Source organism: Solitalea longa, assembly GCF_002920915.1.
Lineage (GTDB): Bacteria > Bacteroidota > Bacteroidia > Sphingobacteriales > Sphingobacteriaceae > Solitalea > Solitalea longa.
This window is the reverse complement of record NZ_PQVF01000003.1, coordinates 78,464-94,606: the sequence shown is the minus strand read 5'-3', so window position 1 is coordinate 94,606 and position 16,143 is coordinate 78,464. Positions and strand designations below refer to the sequence as shown.

Here is a 16,143-nt window from a genome sequence, read left to right as displayed (position 1 = left end):
TTTACCTGAAATGTCAACTACCGTTTTGCTGTGTTTTGACGTGATTTTACCAAAAATCTTTTCAACGAATCCAACAGAATGGAATCATAGCCATAAATATCCGTATAAACCTTCACCGTTCCGTTCGAATCGGGCACACAGGTATAATAATCGATAAATAACGGCCATGAATTTTTAATGGTTATCCAACGGGTTTGACGGCCTACCGTTTGCTGATGCGCCAGTTTCCGCTCATACCGGTTCATTTTTAAGGTGTCGATGGGCGGAAATCCTGTTTCAATCCTTATCTCATCATACATCTTAGCGCTTTGAATTAAAACCCTGGCAAAATTCAATGGATCGGCAACGCGCACACAACCATGACTTACAGCACGATTATCTTTTTTAAAGGCCATTTTATTGGGAGTATCGTGCAGATAAATACTCGATTTGTTCGGGAAGTTGAATTTAAACTTGCCCAGAGCATTTCCATCCCCGGGATCTTGCTTAAAACTGTATGGAATATTATTGGGATTAACACCTTCCCAATCCACTTCTGTGGGATCAACCGGTTTACCCTCTTTGTTGTAAACCCTGATTCCACTGCTTACCAAATAGTATGGATTTGCTCTTGACTTGGCTAAAATCTCTGTTTGCGCTATAGAATGAGGGATGTTCCATTTAGGATTAAGCTGAATATTATTGAGCTTACCATACATGATCGGCGTTTCATGATTTTGCGGCTTATCTTCTACCTTGTGCGATTTCAAATAAACGGCCTTCTTTATATCGTAATCATCAACCCTTTTTTCACCCACACACACTTTCATGCTCAATTGTGTTTTGCCACTATCAACCACAACCAGGTAAAACGAAGGAATATTCACACGCACAAAACGTCCAGAATCAACCGGTATTTGCCAACGGTAACGCTCCATGTTCAATACAATTTTCGCTCTTAAATCAGCATTTGAACAAGTATCTAAAGCATTTTGCAGCACCAGGTATTCTTTACGCACTGGCTGTATTTTTTGAAGCAACGCGGTCCAGTTTTCCGAATTCAAAATAGCATATAGCGAGGAATCTGTAGGCTTTTCAACAGGAATATAATAGCGGGCATAAATTTGAGAAGGATTAACACAACCATACTTTACTTTGGAGGCATAGGAAATGAATGCATTGGCTGTGAGAACCTGCAATTGTGCAATTACTTTGTACAATTGTGGTAAGGAATCAAATTTCCCTTGGTAAAACAGTTGCTTTAGCGAGTCAATTTTATCAATATTAAAAAGTTGTGGATCGATACCATGTCTATATGATTGACTAAGGTATTTTTCCAAAGTGTCGATATGCCGACGCTGCATTAAAGAAATAAGCCATACTGTATCATTAGCATTTTTCTCATTTAAAAAACGCTTTAGAACTTTTGAGTTGAATAATTTAAGCTGTTGTTGTTTTACCTCTTTTTTTACAGCTACATTAAATGCGGCAGTGTCAAACTCTTTGTACTTTTTATCCTTAAACAGTTCAGCCAGGTAAACGCCCGTTGCCGATGGTTTTTTCCCACAGCCTGATAAAATCAACAGTAAAACTAAAAAGGATGCCAGACCAAAATTGCGCAAAAAAACCAGGCTGGACTTATTTAGGAAAGAAGTTTTCAATAAGAATAGAAAGTTTAGTAGATAATCGGCCAATAAATGCAGGCACAAAAGTAAAGTTTTTACAATTGAAAACCCGTTAATTCTCTTAAACAGTATCATGTATTTATAACTTATAAACCCTGTGCCAAGTTTTCAAATTCACACTCAATTAGCCACTTTTTTATTTTATTTTAAAATTATTCTTGGAATTATGTAGAGTATCACTTTACTTTGTGCATCCACTTCCAAAAGTGTTAATGATAACTAAACAACATATCGCCCTGCATCATCATACCCATCTTCATCATGGGCATCACCACCATTGTGCCTAATCGCAGCGAGTTTTAGTATCAATCCAAAAATAATAAATCACACATTTTAACATAAAACTGCGGTTGGCTTAATACAAACAAGCAATAGGCTTATTGTATACTCCAACCACTAGACACTTTATATGAAAACTATAAAAATTGCTATCCAGAAGTCGGGCCGATTAAACGAAAAATCGGTTGATCTGCTCAAAAAAAGCGGTTTGAGCTTTGAAAACTATAAGAGCTCATTGATCTCTCCTGTTAACAATTTCCCTTTGGAAATATTGTTTTTGAGGGATGACGATATTCCGGAATATGTACAAGATGGCATAGCCGACCTGGGAATTGTTGGAGAAAATGTAATAGCCGAAAAAGAAGTTGATGTTACTTATCTACAGAAATTAGGTTTCGGTAAATGCAGTCTCAAATTAGCAATAGCCAACCACAGTGATATAAATGTGCTCGCCGACCTGAACGGCAAATCAATAGCCACCTCCTACCCTGTTATTCTCAATAATTTTTTACAAGAAAATAATATCAATGCCGAGATCCGCGAGATCAGTGGTTCAGTTGAGATATCAACTAACCTGGGCTTGAGCGATGCTATTTTCGATATTGTTTCTACAGGCGGTACATTAAAGAGCAACGGATTAAAGCCTTTTGCTGAGGTGATGCGTTCTGAAGCGGTATTGATCGGGAAGAACGGAATAGCCAAAAACCCTGTGGTTTTTGAATTATTACAGCGTATCCAAAGCGTTTTACGGGCCGAGCAAACAAAATATGTGGTGATGAATGCTTCAAAAGAAAACCTGCCAGCTATTTTAGAATTACTGCCGGGTATTAAAAGCCCAACAATAGTTCCTTTAGCTACTGCCGATTGGGTGGCTGTTCACACGGTAATTCCGGAAAAGGATTTTTGGGATAAGATCAATCGTTTGAAAACTGCAGGCGCCGAGGGGATTGTGGTTTTACCAATAGAGAAGATTATTTTATAAACAATGAACGAATGACTGCATGATCGAATGGGAGAATAAACTTTCATTTCTATCATTCCATCTTTCTAACATTCCATCCTTCTATCATTTCTTGTAATGCTAAAAACATATAATTACAACGAATTAAGTGACCCACAGCTTAAACAGCTTATCACCCGAAACGCTGATTCATCCAACGAAATCGGTTCGGTGGTTGAAGAGATCATCAGCAATGTAAAAGCAAATGGTGATAAAGCTTTATTTAACTACGCTGAAAAGTTCGACAAGATCAGCCTTTCTTCTTTATTTATTGGATTTGAAGAAATTCAGGAATTAGCTGCCCAGGTTGAAGAACACGAACAAAAAGCACTTGAAAAAGCCTTTTACAATATTCATAAGTTCCACATGGAACAGCTAAAAGATGAAGCGAAAGTAGAAACCACCATCGGAGTTACTTGCTGGAGAGAATTACGACCTATTGAGCGGGTGGGTTTATACGTACCCGGAGGTTCGGCAGTGCTGCCAAGCACATTCTTAATGCTTGGGATTCCTGCAAAAATCGCAGGCTGCAAAGAAATTGTGGTGTGCTCACCTCCGCAGAAAAACGGCTCTATTAATAGTTATATTGCTTATTGTGCGCTGCTTTTAGGCATTAAAAAAGTTTACCTGATTGGAGGCGCGCAAGCAGTGGCGGCTATGGCTTATGGTACCGAAAGCATTCCTAAGGTTGATAAGATCTTTGGTCCCGGAAATCAGTATGTAACCAAGGCAAAAACAATTATCCAAAGTACAACCAATACGGCTATTGATATGCCGGCTGGACCTTCGGAAGTTCTGGTAATTGCTGACAATACAGCAAATACCGCATTTGTAGCAGCCGATTTACTGGCCCAGGCAGAACACGGTGCAGATAGCCAGGCCGTTTTGGTAAGTAATTCGCAGCAATTGATCGATGAAGTGAACCAACAGTTACAACTTCAGCTGAATGAATTACCTCGTAAAGAAATCGCGGCTAAAGCAATTGAAAACTCTTATGCAATTATAACCTCGGACCTGCAGCAAGCCATGCAATTTAGCAACATGTATGCGCCTGAACACCTGATCATTGAAACGGATAATTATGAATCACTGATTCCTGAAATTATAAATGCAGGCTCTGTTTTCCTCGGACATTTAACTCCTGAGTCGGCCGGCGATTATGCTTCTGGCACCAACCACACCTTGCCTACTTCAGGATATGCTCGCAGCTATTCAGGTGTATCGGTAGATAGTTTTGTAAAAAAGATCACTTTTCAACATATTTCTAAAGCCGGGATTAAAAACCTGGGTCCTACTGTTGAAATACTGGCCGAACTGGAAGGTTTGAAAGCGCACGCGAATGCCGTGACAGTTAGAATGAGAGAATTATAGAATTATAGAATGAGTGAATTAATGACTGGTTATTTTATCATTCACTCATTAAATCCTTCAATAATAATTTAACACATGACCACAATAGATATTAACTCGCTTTTACGAGAAAACATAAAAAAACTGGTTCCTTATTCTTCTGCTCGCGATGAGTTTAGCGGTGAGGCCAGTGTTTATTTGGATGCCAACGAAAACAGTTTTGGCTCACCTTTGCCTACTGCTTACAATCGTTATCCCGATCCGCTTCAATGGAAATTGAAAGAAAAGATCAGTACCATCAAGGGGGTTCCTCCTCAGAATATTTTTGTAGGCAATGGCTCAGATGAAGCGATCGACCTTTTATTCAGAGCTTTTTGTAATCCGGGAGTTGATAATGTGATCATCGTTCCACCAACCTATGGCATGTATGAGGTATCAGCCAACATTAATGATATCAACCTGAAAAAAGTCAACCTTCTCGACAACTTTCAGTTAGATCTGGAAGGAATTGCTGAGGCAATAGATAAGAACACTAAGATGATCTTCATTTGTTCTCCAAATAACCCAACCGGAAATTCAATTGATCGCCAGGATATAGAAACGGTGTTAAGCCATTTCGAAGGTATTGTGGTAATTGATGAAGCTTACATCAACTTTTCACGTCAGAAAAGCTTTATTCAGGAACTAACGGAGTACTCAAACCTTGTTGTATTGCAAACCCTTTCGAAAGCATGGGGTTTGGCGGCTTTACGCGTGGGAATGGCTTTCGCCTGTCAGGATATTATTGATATTTACAATAAGGTGAAACCGCCTTATAATATGAGCCAGGCTACACAAGAATTGGCTTTAGAAGCGCTAAATAACATTGAGCAGGTAAACGTTTGGATTAAGGAGACGGTTACTGAACGCAATAAATTATCAAAAGAGCTGGAAGAAATATCAATTGTCGAAAAGGTGTATCCTTCTGATGCCAACTTCGTTTTGGCTAAGATAAAATACGCTGATTATTTATACGACTTTTTGGTTGATCGAGGAATCATTGTCCGTAACCGATCGAAAGTGGTTTTATGCGACAGTTGCTTACGTATTACCGTTGGTACTCCGGCAGAAAACGAGGCTCTCATTAAAGCTATTAAAGAATTTGTTATTTAACCTAAGCCATAAACTGCACCTAAGCATAATATGAAAAAAGTATTATTTATTGATAGAGATGGAACCTTGGTTGTTGAGCCTGCAGATGAGCAGGTAGATAGTTTTGAGAAACTGGAGTTTTATCCAAAAGCATTTGAATACATGGGTAAAATTGCCCGTGAGCTCGATTTCGAACTGGTAATTGTTACTAATCAGGATGGTCTTGGAACAGCATCATTACCTGAAGAAACCTTTTGGCCAATTCAAAACTTTATCATTAAAGCATTTGAAAACGAAGGTGTAAAATTCAGTGGTGTTTACATCGATAGAACATTTGCTAAAGACAATGCGCCAACTCGTAAGCCAAATACCGGCTTATTAACTGAATTCTTTGACACTACCAAGTATGATCTGGCAAATTCATTTGTTTTGGGTGACCGGATCACGGATGTTCTGTTAGCAAAAAACCTGGGTGCAAAAGCCATCTGGTTAAATGAAAACAGAGGGTTAGGTAATGGTGAGATCAAGGATAAAGCCGAAGAGCTTAAAAACTTCATTGCGCTTGAGTCAACTGATTGGGCAAAAATTTATGAGTTTTTGAAACTTGGCGAACGTACAGTGAAACATGAACGTAAAACCAAGGAAACGGATATTACCATCGAATTAAATTTAGATGGAACAGGCAAAGCCGAAATTTCAACGGGCATCCATTTCTTCGATCACATGTTGGAGCAAATTGCCCGTCACGGATCCATCGATTTAAAAATTAAAACCATTGGCGATTTACATATTGATGAACACCATACCATTGAAGATACCGGAATTGCGTTGGGAGAAGCCTTTGCAAAGGTTTTAACCGATAAGCGCGGTATGGAGCGTTATGGCTTTTGCTTACCGATGGATGATTGCCTGGCGCAAGCAGCCATTGATTTTGGCGGCAGAAACTGGATTGTTTGGGACGCTGATTTTAAACGCGAAAAGGTTGGCGAAATGCCTACCGAAATGTTCTTCCATTTCTTCAAGTCATTCTCTGATGCATCAAGAAGCAATTTGAACATTAAAGCAGAGGGCCAAAATGAGCACCACAAAATAGAAGCTATATTTAAGGCCTTTGCAAAAGCAATAAAAATGGCGGTTAAAAGAGATGCAAATAATCTCTCGTTACCAAGTACTAAAGGAGTATTGTAACCCCTACCCCCTAAAGGGAACTTTTGACTATTTCAGATATTTTAAATTCAGAAAAAGTGATTGAAGAAATAAAAGAACAGCAAGCATCAACCAATTCCCCCTTTAGGGATCTGGGGGGCATCGGTATTGTTAACTACGGAGCAGGAAATATCTTTTCGCTTTGCAGTGCACTTGATCGCCTGAGTATCAGCTATAAAATTATCAACACTGTATCAGATTTTGATACTTGCGAGCGTTATATCATACCGGGTGTGGGACACGCTAGTCCGGCCATGAAACAACTGAATGCCACCGGTTTAATTCCTTTGCTAAAGCAGACTTCAAAGCCTGTTTTAGGAATATGTTTGGGAATGCAATTACTTTCAACATTTTCTGAAGAGGGTGAAACGCCATTGTTAGATATCATCCCAATTAAAACATTGAAGTTCACCGATAAGAGCCTTAAAATACCCCACATGGGCTGGAACAGTGTAAATGCGGTAAATGTGGCCACACTTTTTAAAGACATTGAACAAGGCAGCTATTTCTATTTTGTACATTCATTTTATCTCGAAAACAGTAGTGAATATAGCTTAGCCACAAGCGATTACGGATTAACATTCGCTTCATCAATACAAAAAAATAATTATTTTGGAGTTCAGTTTCACCCCGAAAAATCGGGTAAAGCCGGTGAGCAGCTATTACTGAATTTTGCAAAATTGTAAGTGTAGTAAATGAGTAAATTTCAAAAACTAATTAATAAGATACTTTCAGGGAATTCAGATAACAACATTGATTTTGATGATCTTGTAAAGCTTTTATTAAAATTGAACTTTATTCAAAGAAACTCTGGAGGAAGTCATTATATATTTTACAAAGAAGATATTTCAGAAATAATCAACTTACAGCCTAAAGATGGCAAGGCAAAACCTTATCAGGTTAAACAAGTAAGAGAATTGATTACAAAATATAAACTCTTAAAAGATGAAAACTAAATATGAAATAATTATCTACTGGAGCGAAACCGATAATTCATTTATTGCAGAAGTTCCGGAATTGCCTGGATGTATGGCTGATGGAGAAAGTCATCAAATGGCATTAGAAAATGTTCATATAGTAATTGATCAATGGATTGAAACAGCCAAAGAGCTTGGAAGACCTATTCCTGAGCCTAAGGGTAAATTAATATTTGCTTAAAACTAAAAAACTTAAACATGTACGTTATACCTGCAATCGACATCCTGGACAAAAAAGTTGTACGCCTTCGTGAAGGGAAATACGACGATAAAACTGTTTATGATGTTAGCCTGGAAGAAATGCTTGAAAAATACATTTCGGCAGGAACTCAGTTTGTTCATATTATTGACCTTAATGGCGCTAAAGGCGACTTCAGTAATCAGCAATATGTTTTAAATGCTATCAAAAAATATGATATAAAAGTCCAATATGGCGGTGGGGTGCGAAGCATAGATAAGGTGAAAGAATTATTAACCATTGGATTTCACCGTGTAATTGTAGGCACCCAGGCTATTACCGATCCTAGTTTTTTGGAGAACCTAAGCAAAGAAGTATGCGGACAATATCAGTGCTCTGATCAGGTGGTTGTTGCTATTGATGTTTTAGATGAGGTGATCAAGTATTCAGGTTGGATGGAGTCTTCGCCTATTAAGCTAATGGATTATATTGACCGCTGTACCAACCTCGGCTTTTTCCGCTTCTTATGTACCGACATTGCCAAAGACGGTAAACTTACCGGCAGCGGTGTTGAACTATATAAAAAACTGTTAGATCATAAGCCATTCATCAAATTAATAGCTTCAGGCGGTGTTAGTTCTATCCATGATTTGGAAGAACTGAAAGAAATTAAATGTGAGGCAGCTGTTGTTGGCAAAGCTATTTATGAAGGTAAGGTTAGTATCGAAGAAATAAAACACTGGAATTTACAGTCGTTAGTTGCGTTGTAAGGCCCCTAAATCCCCTAAAGGGGACTTTGCTATTCTAAGTGTATGAAAAACGAAATGTTTATGGGGGCTAAGGGGATAAATTTCATTAATGCTAAAAAGCATAGAACGAGTCCTACTGAAGCAGAATCTGTTCTCTGGAATTACCTAGCAAAGAATCAATTAGGAGTTAAGTTTCGACGCCAACATCCTATTGCCAATTTCATTGCAGATTTTTATTGTCATGCGGCTCGATTAATTATTGAAGTAGATGGTTCTATTCATAATAATTCCGAACAAATCTTATATGATCAAGAAAGAGATAGGGAGCTTTTATTTAATGGAATTAGAACAATACGATTTACAAATAATCAGGTGATTAAACAAACTGAAAAAGTGATTGAAAAAATTAAAGAACATATAGCAATTGCCAATTCCCCCTTTAGGGGGCAAGGGGGCCTCGCCAAACGTATAATCCCTTGCCTCGACGTAAAAGACGGAAGAACTGTTAAGGGGATAAATTTCGTAGAACTTCGTGATGCCGGAGATCCTGTAGAATTGGCCATACAATACTCTGAACAAGGAGCTGATGAATTGGTTTTTCTGGATATTACAGCCACCCATGAGAAACGAAAAACCTTAGCCGAGTTGGTAAAAAACATTGCCCGTAACATTAACATTCCTTTTACCATTGGCGGAGGTATCAACGAGTTGGCTGATGCTGATCTCTTGTTAAATGCAGGCGCTGATAAAGTATCTGTTAATTCAGCAGCTGTTCGTAACCCTCAATTAATTAACGAATTTGCTGATAGTTTTGGGAGCCAGTTTATTGTAGTTGCAGTTGACACCAAAAGGCTAAACAATGGGCATATCGTTCATTTAAACGGAGGTCGTTTGCCTACCGAATTGCAAACACAGAATTGGATCAAAGAAGTACAAGATCGGGGTGCCGGCGAGATCCTTTTAACCAGTATGGACCACGATGGTACTAAGAACGGTTTCGATTGTGAGCTACTAGGCGAAATCAATCAATGGCTGACCATTCCATTAATTGCCTCAGGTGGTGCCGGAAATATGGAGCATTTTGCTGAGGTATTCAACAAAACAAATGTTGATGCTGCTTTGGCTGCTTCCGTATTTCATTATGGCGAAATACTAATCCCCGACCTAAAAGCGGAGTTAAAGAAACAAGGTATTGTAGTGAGATAAAATAATTATATAAAATTTCGCTTTAGCAGTTAACAAAAAACATGATCGATTTTTCAAAAGATATAAACGGATTAGTTCCTGCCGTTATTCAGGACAGCCAAACACTTGAGGTTTTAATGTTAGGTTATATGAATACCGAAGCATATGAAAAAACCAAAGACGAAAATAGGGTTACTTTTTTTTCTCGCTCAAAAAATCGCTTGTGGACCAAAGGTGAAGAGAGTGGCAATTTTTTAAATGTGGTAAGTATTCATGAAGATTGCGATAATGACACCATTTTAATCAAAGCCAATCCGATGGGCCCAACTTGCCATACCGGATCAAGAAGCTGTTTCTTTACCGAATACAATCAAAACTTCATCTTTGAACTGGAAAACATAGTAAAAGATCGTTTCGAAAACCCTCAGGAGGGCTCATATATTAACAAACTACGCCAAAAAGGCTTAAATAAAATTGCCCAAAAAGTTGGTGAAGAAGGTGTTGAAACGGTTATTGCCGCACTGAATGAAACACGTGAAGATTTAATTAACGAAGCTTCTGATCTTGTTTTCCATTTAATAGTTTTGCTTCGCGAAAAAGGGCTTTCATTAACTGAAATTGCTCAAAATCTAGAAAAAAGACATAAATAGTTGATAGCCCATAGTCTATAGTCCATAGAAATTCCCGAGGGCTATAGATTATAAACTCTTTTCCACCAATAAATATGCCCGAAGTTAAACTAAAAGCCCTTTTACCAGGCCATCGAAACCCTATTTTTACAATTGAGAACTCCCAGAAAGAACATATTTTCTTTACAGGTGGAAATGACCTTGGCGTAGTTGAATGGAGTTTAAAAAAGATGGGATTTGTTAAGGTACTTATGCCTGTTCAAAGTTCAATCTATGCCCTTCATGCTCCAACATTTGGCGCTAATATTTTAGCAGTCGGCGAGCGAAGAGGCAACGTTTCTGTTTTTGATTTTGAAGAGCAGAAAGTAAAGGCTGTATTAGCTTTTCATACCAAACCTGTATTCGATATAAAATCTTCAAAACGTTTAAATCAGCTATACACAGCTTCTGAAGATGGACAGCTTGGTATTTGGTCGTTAGACAATTTCGAAAAGATCTATTCAATAAAGATCTCCGATCAAACGATACGAGCTATTGCCATTAGCCCTGATGAAAAACACATGGCATTGGCCGGAAAAGACAATATTATTCGAATTTTTGACATGGATGATTTTTCATTATTAAAAGAAATCCATGGCCATACCATGCCCGTATTTACCTTGCAGTATGCACCGGATGGAAATTATTTGATTTCGGGATCACGAGATGCTCAGTTGAAAATTTGGAATGTGGGCTCTGAATATGATCTGAAGTTTAACATTGCTGCCCATATGTACGCTGTCAACCATATTGCTTTCCATCCAACACAGCCTTATTTTGCTACTGCCAGCATGGATAAAAGCATAAAAATATGGGGTAACAACGACTTTAAGCTTTACCATAAAATAGATATTTCTAAAGAGGCAAGCCACAGCAAATCAGTAAATAAGCTTATCTGGAACACTTATAACAATGAGCTGATTTCGGTTAGTGATGATAAACTGGTAATGGTTTGGCAAGTAAGTTTTTAAAATTATTTTTTTAGTTATTGGTAAAAAACACTCTTTTTACCTACTAATCGTAAATAGTTAAACTAACTTGCATTCATGATAAAAAAATCATTCCCCTTCCTTTTGGTTTTATTTACCATTATGAATTTCACATGGGCACAAACCAAACATTTCGATGTAAACAATTTATCATTGAAATTAACGCTCATTGAAAATGATCAACCCCGAAGATCATCAAAATTCGAACTTAGCTTTACCAATAAAGGACAAGAAAGCTTCCCTGCAAATGGATGGACGCTTTATTTTAATGGAAACATTTCAAAGATGGAGGCACCGGAATTAACGGCTTCATTAGTTAATGGCGATTTTCACAAGATCATTCCAACAGATAAATTTAAAACCATAGAAGCCGGTGCCACACAAAAGATCATACTTAGTACCAACCGCGAAATGGATAATTTCAGCGAGGCTCTATCCGGTTTTTACCTGGTTTGGGATAATGCTCCTAAACAAGGCTTCAACATTAAAGATTTCGAGTTTATTTCAACTGTAGATAATAGTGTGAAAGAACTTGCTATTTCAAATGTCGCTTTTAAGGATAATCAACTAATAAAAGATATAGCAGCCGAGAAGCTCAATAAAATATTTCCAACTCCCCTAAGTTATAATGAGACAAAGGGTTCGTTTACCATTAATGGCAGCACCACTATTTTCAGTTCAAAGGTATTCGAAAACGAAGCCATTCTATTTAGTAATGATCTAAATTCAATTTTAGGTAAGAAGTTAAAAATTGATACCGAAGGTAAGGGTAAAGGAATTATCCTTGATTCTGATCCGGGTTTAGCCAAGGAAGCTTATAAACTGTTGGTTACTAACGAAACAATTAAAGTTACAGCCTCTTCCCCTGCTGGTATTTTCTATGGATTACAATCACTTAAATCATTAATCGACCCTGACTATTGGAGCCATCCATCAACAGAAATAATTATTAAGGGAGTGGACGTAAGTGATGAACCTCGTTTTGGTTTCAGAGGCTTTATGATGGATGTAGCGCGTAATTTCCAGCAAAAGCAGGAAGTGCTGAAATTGATTGACGCAATGGCGCTTTATAAGTTTAACACCCTTCATTTCCATTTTAGTGATGATGAAGGCTGGCGCATTGAAATACCAGCATTGCCCGAGTTAACAGAAGTAGGATCAAAACGTGGTCATACACTCGATGATAAAAAGAACATTGTACCGTCTTATGGTTCAGGTGCTGATGTTAACAACACCAGCGGAAGCGGCTATTATACCAAAGCTGATTTCATTGAAATTTTGAAATATGCAGACGCACATCATATTGCTGTAATTCCTGAGATTGAAACGCCGGGCCATGCTCGCGCAGCTATTAAATCAATGGATGCCCGATATGAGCGTTTGATGAAAGAAGGTAAAAAAGCCGAAGCTGAAGAATTCTTATTACGAGATTTAAATGATGAATCGGTTTATCGCTCAGTACAACACTGGAACGATAATGTGATGAATGTAGCCTTGCCATCAACCTATAAGTTCCTTCAAACGGTTGTTGATGAACTTGCTAAAATGTACAACGAAGCCGGTGTCCCCTTAAAATCGGTTCATTTTGGTGGTGATGAGGTTCCCCGTGGTGTTTGGACTAAATCTCCCGCTGTTCAGCGCTTGATGGAGAAAAATGAAAACATTAAAAGCACCGATGATCTTTGGTATTATTACTTTGAAAAAGTAAACGACTTGCTCAAATCGCGTCAACTTTATCTTTCTGGTTGGGAAGAAATAGGTATGCGAAAAATCAGAAATGAAGGCGGGGTCCGATACATTGCCAACACCGAATTTGCCAATGAGAATTTCCACACTGACGTTTGGAACAATGTAGCCGGAACCGGAAATGAGGATTTGGCCTATCGTTTAGCAAATGCTGGTTATAAAGTGGTATTAACCTGTGTTACTAATTTCTATCTTGATTTAGCGTACAACAAGAGTTTCAAGGAAATTGGTCAAAACTGGGGCGGTTATCTTGACATCAACAAACCATTCGATTTTATTCCTTTTGATTACATGAAAAATATGAAGGAAGATGATCGTGGAGAACCTTTAAACAAAGAGATTATCAAGGGAAAGACTCCTTTAACAGAAATTGGAAAACAAAACATTGTGGGCATTCAAGCTCCCCTTTGGAGTGAAATGATCAAATCACCTCAACGTTTTGAATACTTGCTGTTTCCTAAACTGTTAGCGGTAGCCGAAAGAGCCTGGGCAAAAGATCCGGATTGGGCAAACGAGCCTTCGCCTGAAAAAGCTTCGGAGCTTTATCAGCAAGCCTGGTCGGAATTTGTAAATATAATTGGCAAAAGAGAATTACCACGTTTAAATAAATATGCTGGAGGGTTTGAATATCGAATTCCAACTGCAGGAACATCGGTTATAAATGGAAAGATTGAAGCCAACGTTCAAATTCCGGGACTGATCATCCGTTATACCATTGATGGAACTGAGCCTACACAACAAAGTAAAATCTACACGGAACCTGTTCCTTATAAGAAAACTGTGATCTTTAAAGTATTTAATAGCGAAGGCCGCTCTGGAAACTCTATAAAAATAAGCCGACCATAATAGAAAGCTTACAAAGTTCTCAAAGTCGCCGATAGCAAATCTCCCACGCTTTATCTATCGGCGACTTTGCATTTGTCTTCTATTGCTTTGCATGCTCAAAAATATTAACTTATGGCATGTGCCGAATGCTTGCCAAAGTTAGTCTAACTCCAACGTCTATTTTAGATGAGATGTTGTTATGCCCCTACTCGATGCATTACCTTTCGAAAAACGGCAAAATGGCTGAAGATCCGGATACGCATGGCGAACATAATGATGGCTGCGGAATCGCATTTGTGAAAAATGGCCAGATTGAGATTCATAAGCGTGATAAGCAACACACATGGGATAACTCCTATAAACTGATCGTTGAAAATGTTCAATCACAGTTATTCATTGTTCACAACCGGAAAGCTTCCAAAGACCTTCTAATTGATGAAAAGCGTTCCCATCCCTTTTTTTACCATTCATTTGCATTTTGTCATAATGGAAGCATCCACTCCTTAATGGATGATGCAATTGATAATGGAGTTACCGACACTGAGCTTTTTTTAAAGGAACTTGTTGACAAGGCAGAAAATACTTCATCACAGGGCATATTTAATTCCTTAAACATCCTTGCCAATAAATATGAATTCAGTTCGCTAACCAGCTTATTAATGAATAACCATGAGTTATTTGCCTGGCGCATTTATAACGACAAGAATAAAGAGCGCGCAAAACGCTTTGAAGAGTACTATACACTATGGATGAAAAAAAACGAAGGCTCAGTGGTTATTGCCTCTGAGCCTTTAGATAATGAGCATTGGGAAAAATTACCCAATTATATATTTCTGCATTTAAAGCCTTCTACCGACCGCATTGATCAATTCAGAAAACACATCACCATAAACAAATAATTTCGTTCGATTACAATAAACGCTTAATAATTCTCAGTTTATGGGAGTATTGTTGTGTTTCGTTATTGAATATTCCCTGATGATCTAGTGAATCTATCCGAACTTTGCCTGAGGCATGAATGATCTCATGATTGTTTAACAAAATACCAACATGGGTAATTCGTCCTTCCGCATTGTCAAAAAAGGCAAGGTCACCCAGTTTGCCCTCAGCTATAAAACTCACCAACTCGCCTTGCTCAGCCTGTTGATAAGCATCTCGGTTCAATTTTATTCCTAAAATTTTAAAGCAAACCTGTGTAAAGCCTGAGCAGTCGATACCTAAAATTGATCTACCACCCCATAAATAAGGCGCGTTCAAAAACATTCTGAACAAGCTTTCCATATTCTTGCGGGGATAACTATCGGTAACATAGGCTTTACCTTTGAAGTAGTATTTTTCGCCACCTAAAAACACCGTGTCTCCTCTGAATAAAGGTAAAGTAGAACCCGGAGAAAGGTAATGCGAATGGCCCAAGGCATTGGTAAGAAAATTAAAAGGGGAAGTACAGACATAAGAAAAGGTGTTCTCCATCTCATTTAGTTCTTCCTTCTCTAAACCCGAAAATTGCTTGGAGCTAATCCATCCTTCGTAATCATCATATGAAAGATGTATACGGGTCCAGTTATCTTTCTGTTCCAAAACTTCAAATGTTTCTCCAAACAGCAATTGGGAAACTATTTCACTTTTGTCGCTAGGTTCTGCCCTAAGTGGGATCACGCTTAAATTACAAATACCGTAAGGCGTGTTCAGGTCAGGACGCGACTGTAAAAGATCACCTTGATAGTTTGTTGTCATTTTAATTGACTTTAGATTAACAAAAATAAGAAAAGGGAAACTGTTACCAATCTCCCTTTTAATTTTTTATCAAAGCGAATAATTAAGTTGAAATTATTCAGCGTGAAGCCATTCTTTTTTAGCTAAAAGTTCTTCCTGTGATTCGCGAACATCTTCATCATCAACGCAACAATCTACTGGACAAACAGCTGCGCATTGAGGTTCATCATGGAATCCAACGCACTCAGTACATTTATCAGGAACGATATAGTAAACTTCATCAGAAATAGGAGCTTGTAATGCGTCGGCATCAAGCGAAGTTCCATCACCGAAATCTATTAAACCTTTTAATTCTGTACCTTCAGAAAATTTCCAAGAGGCACCTGCATCATAAATGGCATTATTTGGGCATTCCGGCTCACAAGCCCCGCAGTTAATGCATTCTTCAGTGATCTTAATTGCCATATAGTTAAAACTTAGATG

At 38.1% G+C, this 16,143-nt stretch carries 16 protein-coding genes and 1 pseudogene; 14 read left to right on the top strand and 3 right to left on the bottom strand.

Annotated elements, in window-relative coordinates:
- Positions 1-17 precede the first annotated feature (17 nt).
- Positions 18-1,601, bottom strand: coding sequence for a L,D-transpeptidase family protein (locus C3K47_RS04800; protein ID WP_165784633.1), 1,584 nt, complete (start codon positions 1,599-1,601; stop codon positions 18-20).
- Between the two features lie 472 nt (positions 1,602-2,073).
- Between C3K47_RS04800 and hisG the strand changes: the two genes are divergently transcribed.
- The 14 genes and pseudogenes from hisG to C3K47_RS04735 all read left to right on the top strand — a co-directional run bounded on the left by hisG (position 2,074) and on the right by C3K47_RS04735 (position 14,846).
- Positions 2,074-2,925: an ATP phosphoribosyltransferase gene (hisG, locus tag C3K47_RS04795; protein ID WP_103787983.1), complete on the top strand. Its 852-nt coding sequence runs from the start codon at positions 2,074-2,076 to the stop codon at positions 2,923-2,925.
- 96 nt (positions 2,926-3,021) lie between these two features.
- Complete coding sequence (hisD, locus tag C3K47_RS04790) at positions 3,022-4,314, top strand: histidinol dehydrogenase (protein WP_103787982.1); 1,293 nt, start codon at positions 3,022-3,024, stop codon at positions 4,312-4,314.
- Positions 4,315-4,389: 75 nt separating this feature from the next.
- Positions 4,390-5,445 (top strand): histidinol-phosphate transaminase, encoded by a 1,056-nt coding sequence (gene hisC, locus C3K47_RS04785; RefSeq protein WP_103787981.1) that lies wholly within the window; start codon positions 4,390-4,392, stop codon positions 5,443-5,445.
- A 30-nt stretch (positions 5,446-5,475) separates the two neighbouring features.
- Positions 5,476-6,612, top strand: coding sequence for a bifunctional histidinol-phosphatase/imidazoleglycerol-phosphate dehydratase HisB (gene hisB / locus C3K47_RS04780; RefSeq protein ID WP_103787980.1), 1,137 nt, complete (start codon positions 5,476-5,478; stop codon positions 6,610-6,612).
- A 59-nt stretch (positions 6,613-6,671) separates the two neighbouring features.
- Positions 6,672-7,316: an imidazole glycerol phosphate synthase subunit HisH gene (hisH, locus tag C3K47_RS04775; protein ID WP_243392496.1), complete on the top strand. Its 645-nt coding sequence runs from the start codon at positions 6,672-6,674 to the stop codon at positions 7,314-7,316.
- 9 nt (positions 7,317-7,325) lie between these two features.
- Positions 7,326-7,586: a type II toxin-antitoxin system HicA family toxin gene (locus C3K47_RS04770; protein WP_103787979.1), complete on the top strand. Its 261-nt coding sequence runs from the start codon at positions 7,326-7,328 to the stop codon at positions 7,584-7,586.
- Positions 7,576-7,788 (top strand): type II toxin-antitoxin system HicB family antitoxin, encoded by a 213-nt coding sequence (locus C3K47_RS04765; protein ID WP_103787978.1) that lies wholly within the window; start codon positions 7,576-7,578, stop codon positions 7,786-7,788. Before C3K47_RS04770 ends, C3K47_RS04765 begins: the two co-directional genes overlap by 11 nt.
- Positions 7,789-7,805: 17 nt before the next feature.
- Positions 7,806-8,555 carry a 1-(5-phosphoribosyl)-5-[(5-phosphoribosylamino)methylideneamino]imidazole-4-carboxamide isomerase gene (locus C3K47_RS04760; RefSeq protein ID WP_103787977.1) on the top strand — a complete coding sequence of 250 codons (750 nt, stop codon included), beginning with the start codon at positions 7,806-7,808 and terminating at the stop codon, positions 8,553-8,555.
- 42 nt (positions 8,556-8,597) lie between these two features.
- Positions 8,598-8,942 (top strand): annotated as a pseudogene (locus tag C3K47_RS19705) (endonuclease domain-containing protein); the annotation flags it as partial.
- A gap of 15 nt (positions 8,943-8,957) precedes the next feature.
- Positions 8,958-9,740, top strand: coding sequence for an imidazole glycerol phosphate synthase subunit HisF (hisF, locus tag C3K47_RS04755; RefSeq protein WP_243392495.1), 783 nt, complete (start codon positions 8,958-8,960; stop codon positions 9,738-9,740).
- A gap of 41 nt (positions 9,741-9,781) precedes the next feature.
- The gene (gene hisIE / locus C3K47_RS04750) at positions 9,782-10,369 is read left to right on the top strand and encodes a bifunctional phosphoribosyl-AMP cyclohydrolase/phosphoribosyl-ATP diphosphatase HisIE (protein ID WP_103787976.1); all 588 of its coding nucleotides are present in this window, start codon (positions 9,782-9,784) and stop codon (positions 10,367-10,369) included.
- 74 nt (positions 10,370-10,443) lie between these two features.
- A complete protein-coding gene (locus C3K47_RS04745) occupies positions 10,444-11,358 on the top strand; it encodes a WD40 repeat domain-containing protein (RefSeq protein ID WP_103787975.1) in 915 nt (304 codons plus the stop codon).
- A 75-nt stretch (positions 11,359-11,433) separates the two neighbouring features.
- Positions 11,434-13,968: a family 20 glycosylhydrolase gene (locus C3K47_RS04740; protein WP_103787974.1), complete on the top strand. Its 2,535-nt coding sequence runs from the start codon at positions 11,434-11,436 to the stop codon at positions 13,966-13,968.
- A gap of 125 nt (positions 13,969-14,093) precedes the next feature.
- Positions 14,094-14,846: a class II glutamine amidotransferase gene (locus C3K47_RS04735; RefSeq protein WP_165784632.1), complete on the top strand. Its 753-nt coding sequence runs from the start codon at positions 14,094-14,096 to the stop codon at positions 14,844-14,846.
- A gap of 10 nt (positions 14,847-14,856) precedes the next feature.
- Here the strand turns inward: C3K47_RS04735 and C3K47_RS04730 are convergent, their stop codons facing one another.
- On the bottom strand, positions 14,857-15,681 hold the full coding sequence (locus C3K47_RS04730; RefSeq protein WP_103787972.1) for a C40 family peptidase: 825 nt from the start codon (positions 15,679-15,681) through the stop codon (positions 14,857-14,859).
- 93 nt (positions 15,682-15,774) lie between these two features.
- Positions 15,775-16,125 carry a 4Fe-4S dicluster domain-containing protein gene (locus C3K47_RS04725; RefSeq protein WP_103787971.1) on the bottom strand — a complete coding sequence of 117 codons (351 nt, stop codon included), beginning with the start codon at positions 16,123-16,125 and terminating at the stop codon, positions 15,775-15,777.
- Positions 16,126-16,143: the final 18 nt, after the last annotated feature.

What these genes read in the sequence shown, in the direction of transcription:
- C3K47_RS04740 (WP_103787974.1), top strand. Translation starts at nt 11,434, where the DNA reads ATGATAAAAAAATCATTCCCCTTCCTTTTGGTTTTATTTACCATTATG.
- C3K47_RS04745 (WP_103787975.1), top strand. Translation starts at nt 10,444, where the DNA reads ATGCCCGAAGTTAAACTAAAAGCCCTTTTACCAGGCCATCGAAACCCT.
- hisB (WP_103787980.1), top strand. Translation starts at nt 5,476, where the DNA reads ATGAAAAAAGTATTATTTATTGATAGAGATGGAACCTTGGTTGTTGAG.
- C3K47_RS04770 (WP_103787979.1), top strand. Translation starts at nt 7,326, where the DNA reads ATGAGTAAATTTCAAAAACTAATTAATAAGATACTTTCAGGGAATTCA.
- hisIE (WP_103787976.1), top strand. Translation starts at nt 9,782, where the DNA reads ATGATCGATTTTTCAAAAGATATAAACGGATTAGTTCCTGCCGTTATT.
- hisG (WP_103787983.1), top strand. Translation starts at nt 2,074, where the DNA reads ATGAAAACTATAAAAATTGCTATCCAGAAGTCGGGCCGATTAAACGAA.
- C3K47_RS04730 (WP_103787972.1), bottom strand. Translation starts at nt 15,681, where the DNA reads ATGACAACAAACTATCAAGGTGATCTTTTACAGTCGCGTCCTGACCTG.
- hisD (WP_103787982.1), top strand. Translation starts at nt 3,022, where the DNA reads ATGCTAAAAACATATAATTACAACGAATTAAGTGACCCACAGCTTAAA.
- C3K47_RS04760 (WP_103787977.1), top strand. Translation starts at nt 7,806, where the DNA reads ATGTACGTTATACCTGCAATCGACATCCTGGACAAAAAAGTTGTACGC.
- hisC (WP_103787981.1), top strand. Translation starts at nt 4,390, where the DNA reads ATGACCACAATAGATATTAACTCGCTTTTACGAGAAAACATAAAAAAA.
- C3K47_RS04735 (WP_165784632.1), top strand. Translation starts at nt 14,094, where the DNA reads ATGCTTGCCAAAGTTAGTCTAACTCCAACGTCTATTTTAGATGAGATG.
- C3K47_RS04765 (WP_103787978.1), top strand. Translation starts at nt 7,576, where the DNA reads ATGAAAACTAAATATGAAATAATTATCTACTGGAGCGAAACCGATAAT.
- C3K47_RS04725 (WP_103787971.1), bottom strand. Translation starts at nt 16,125, where the DNA reads ATGGCAATTAAGATCACTGAAGAATGCATTAACTGCGGGGCTTGTGAG.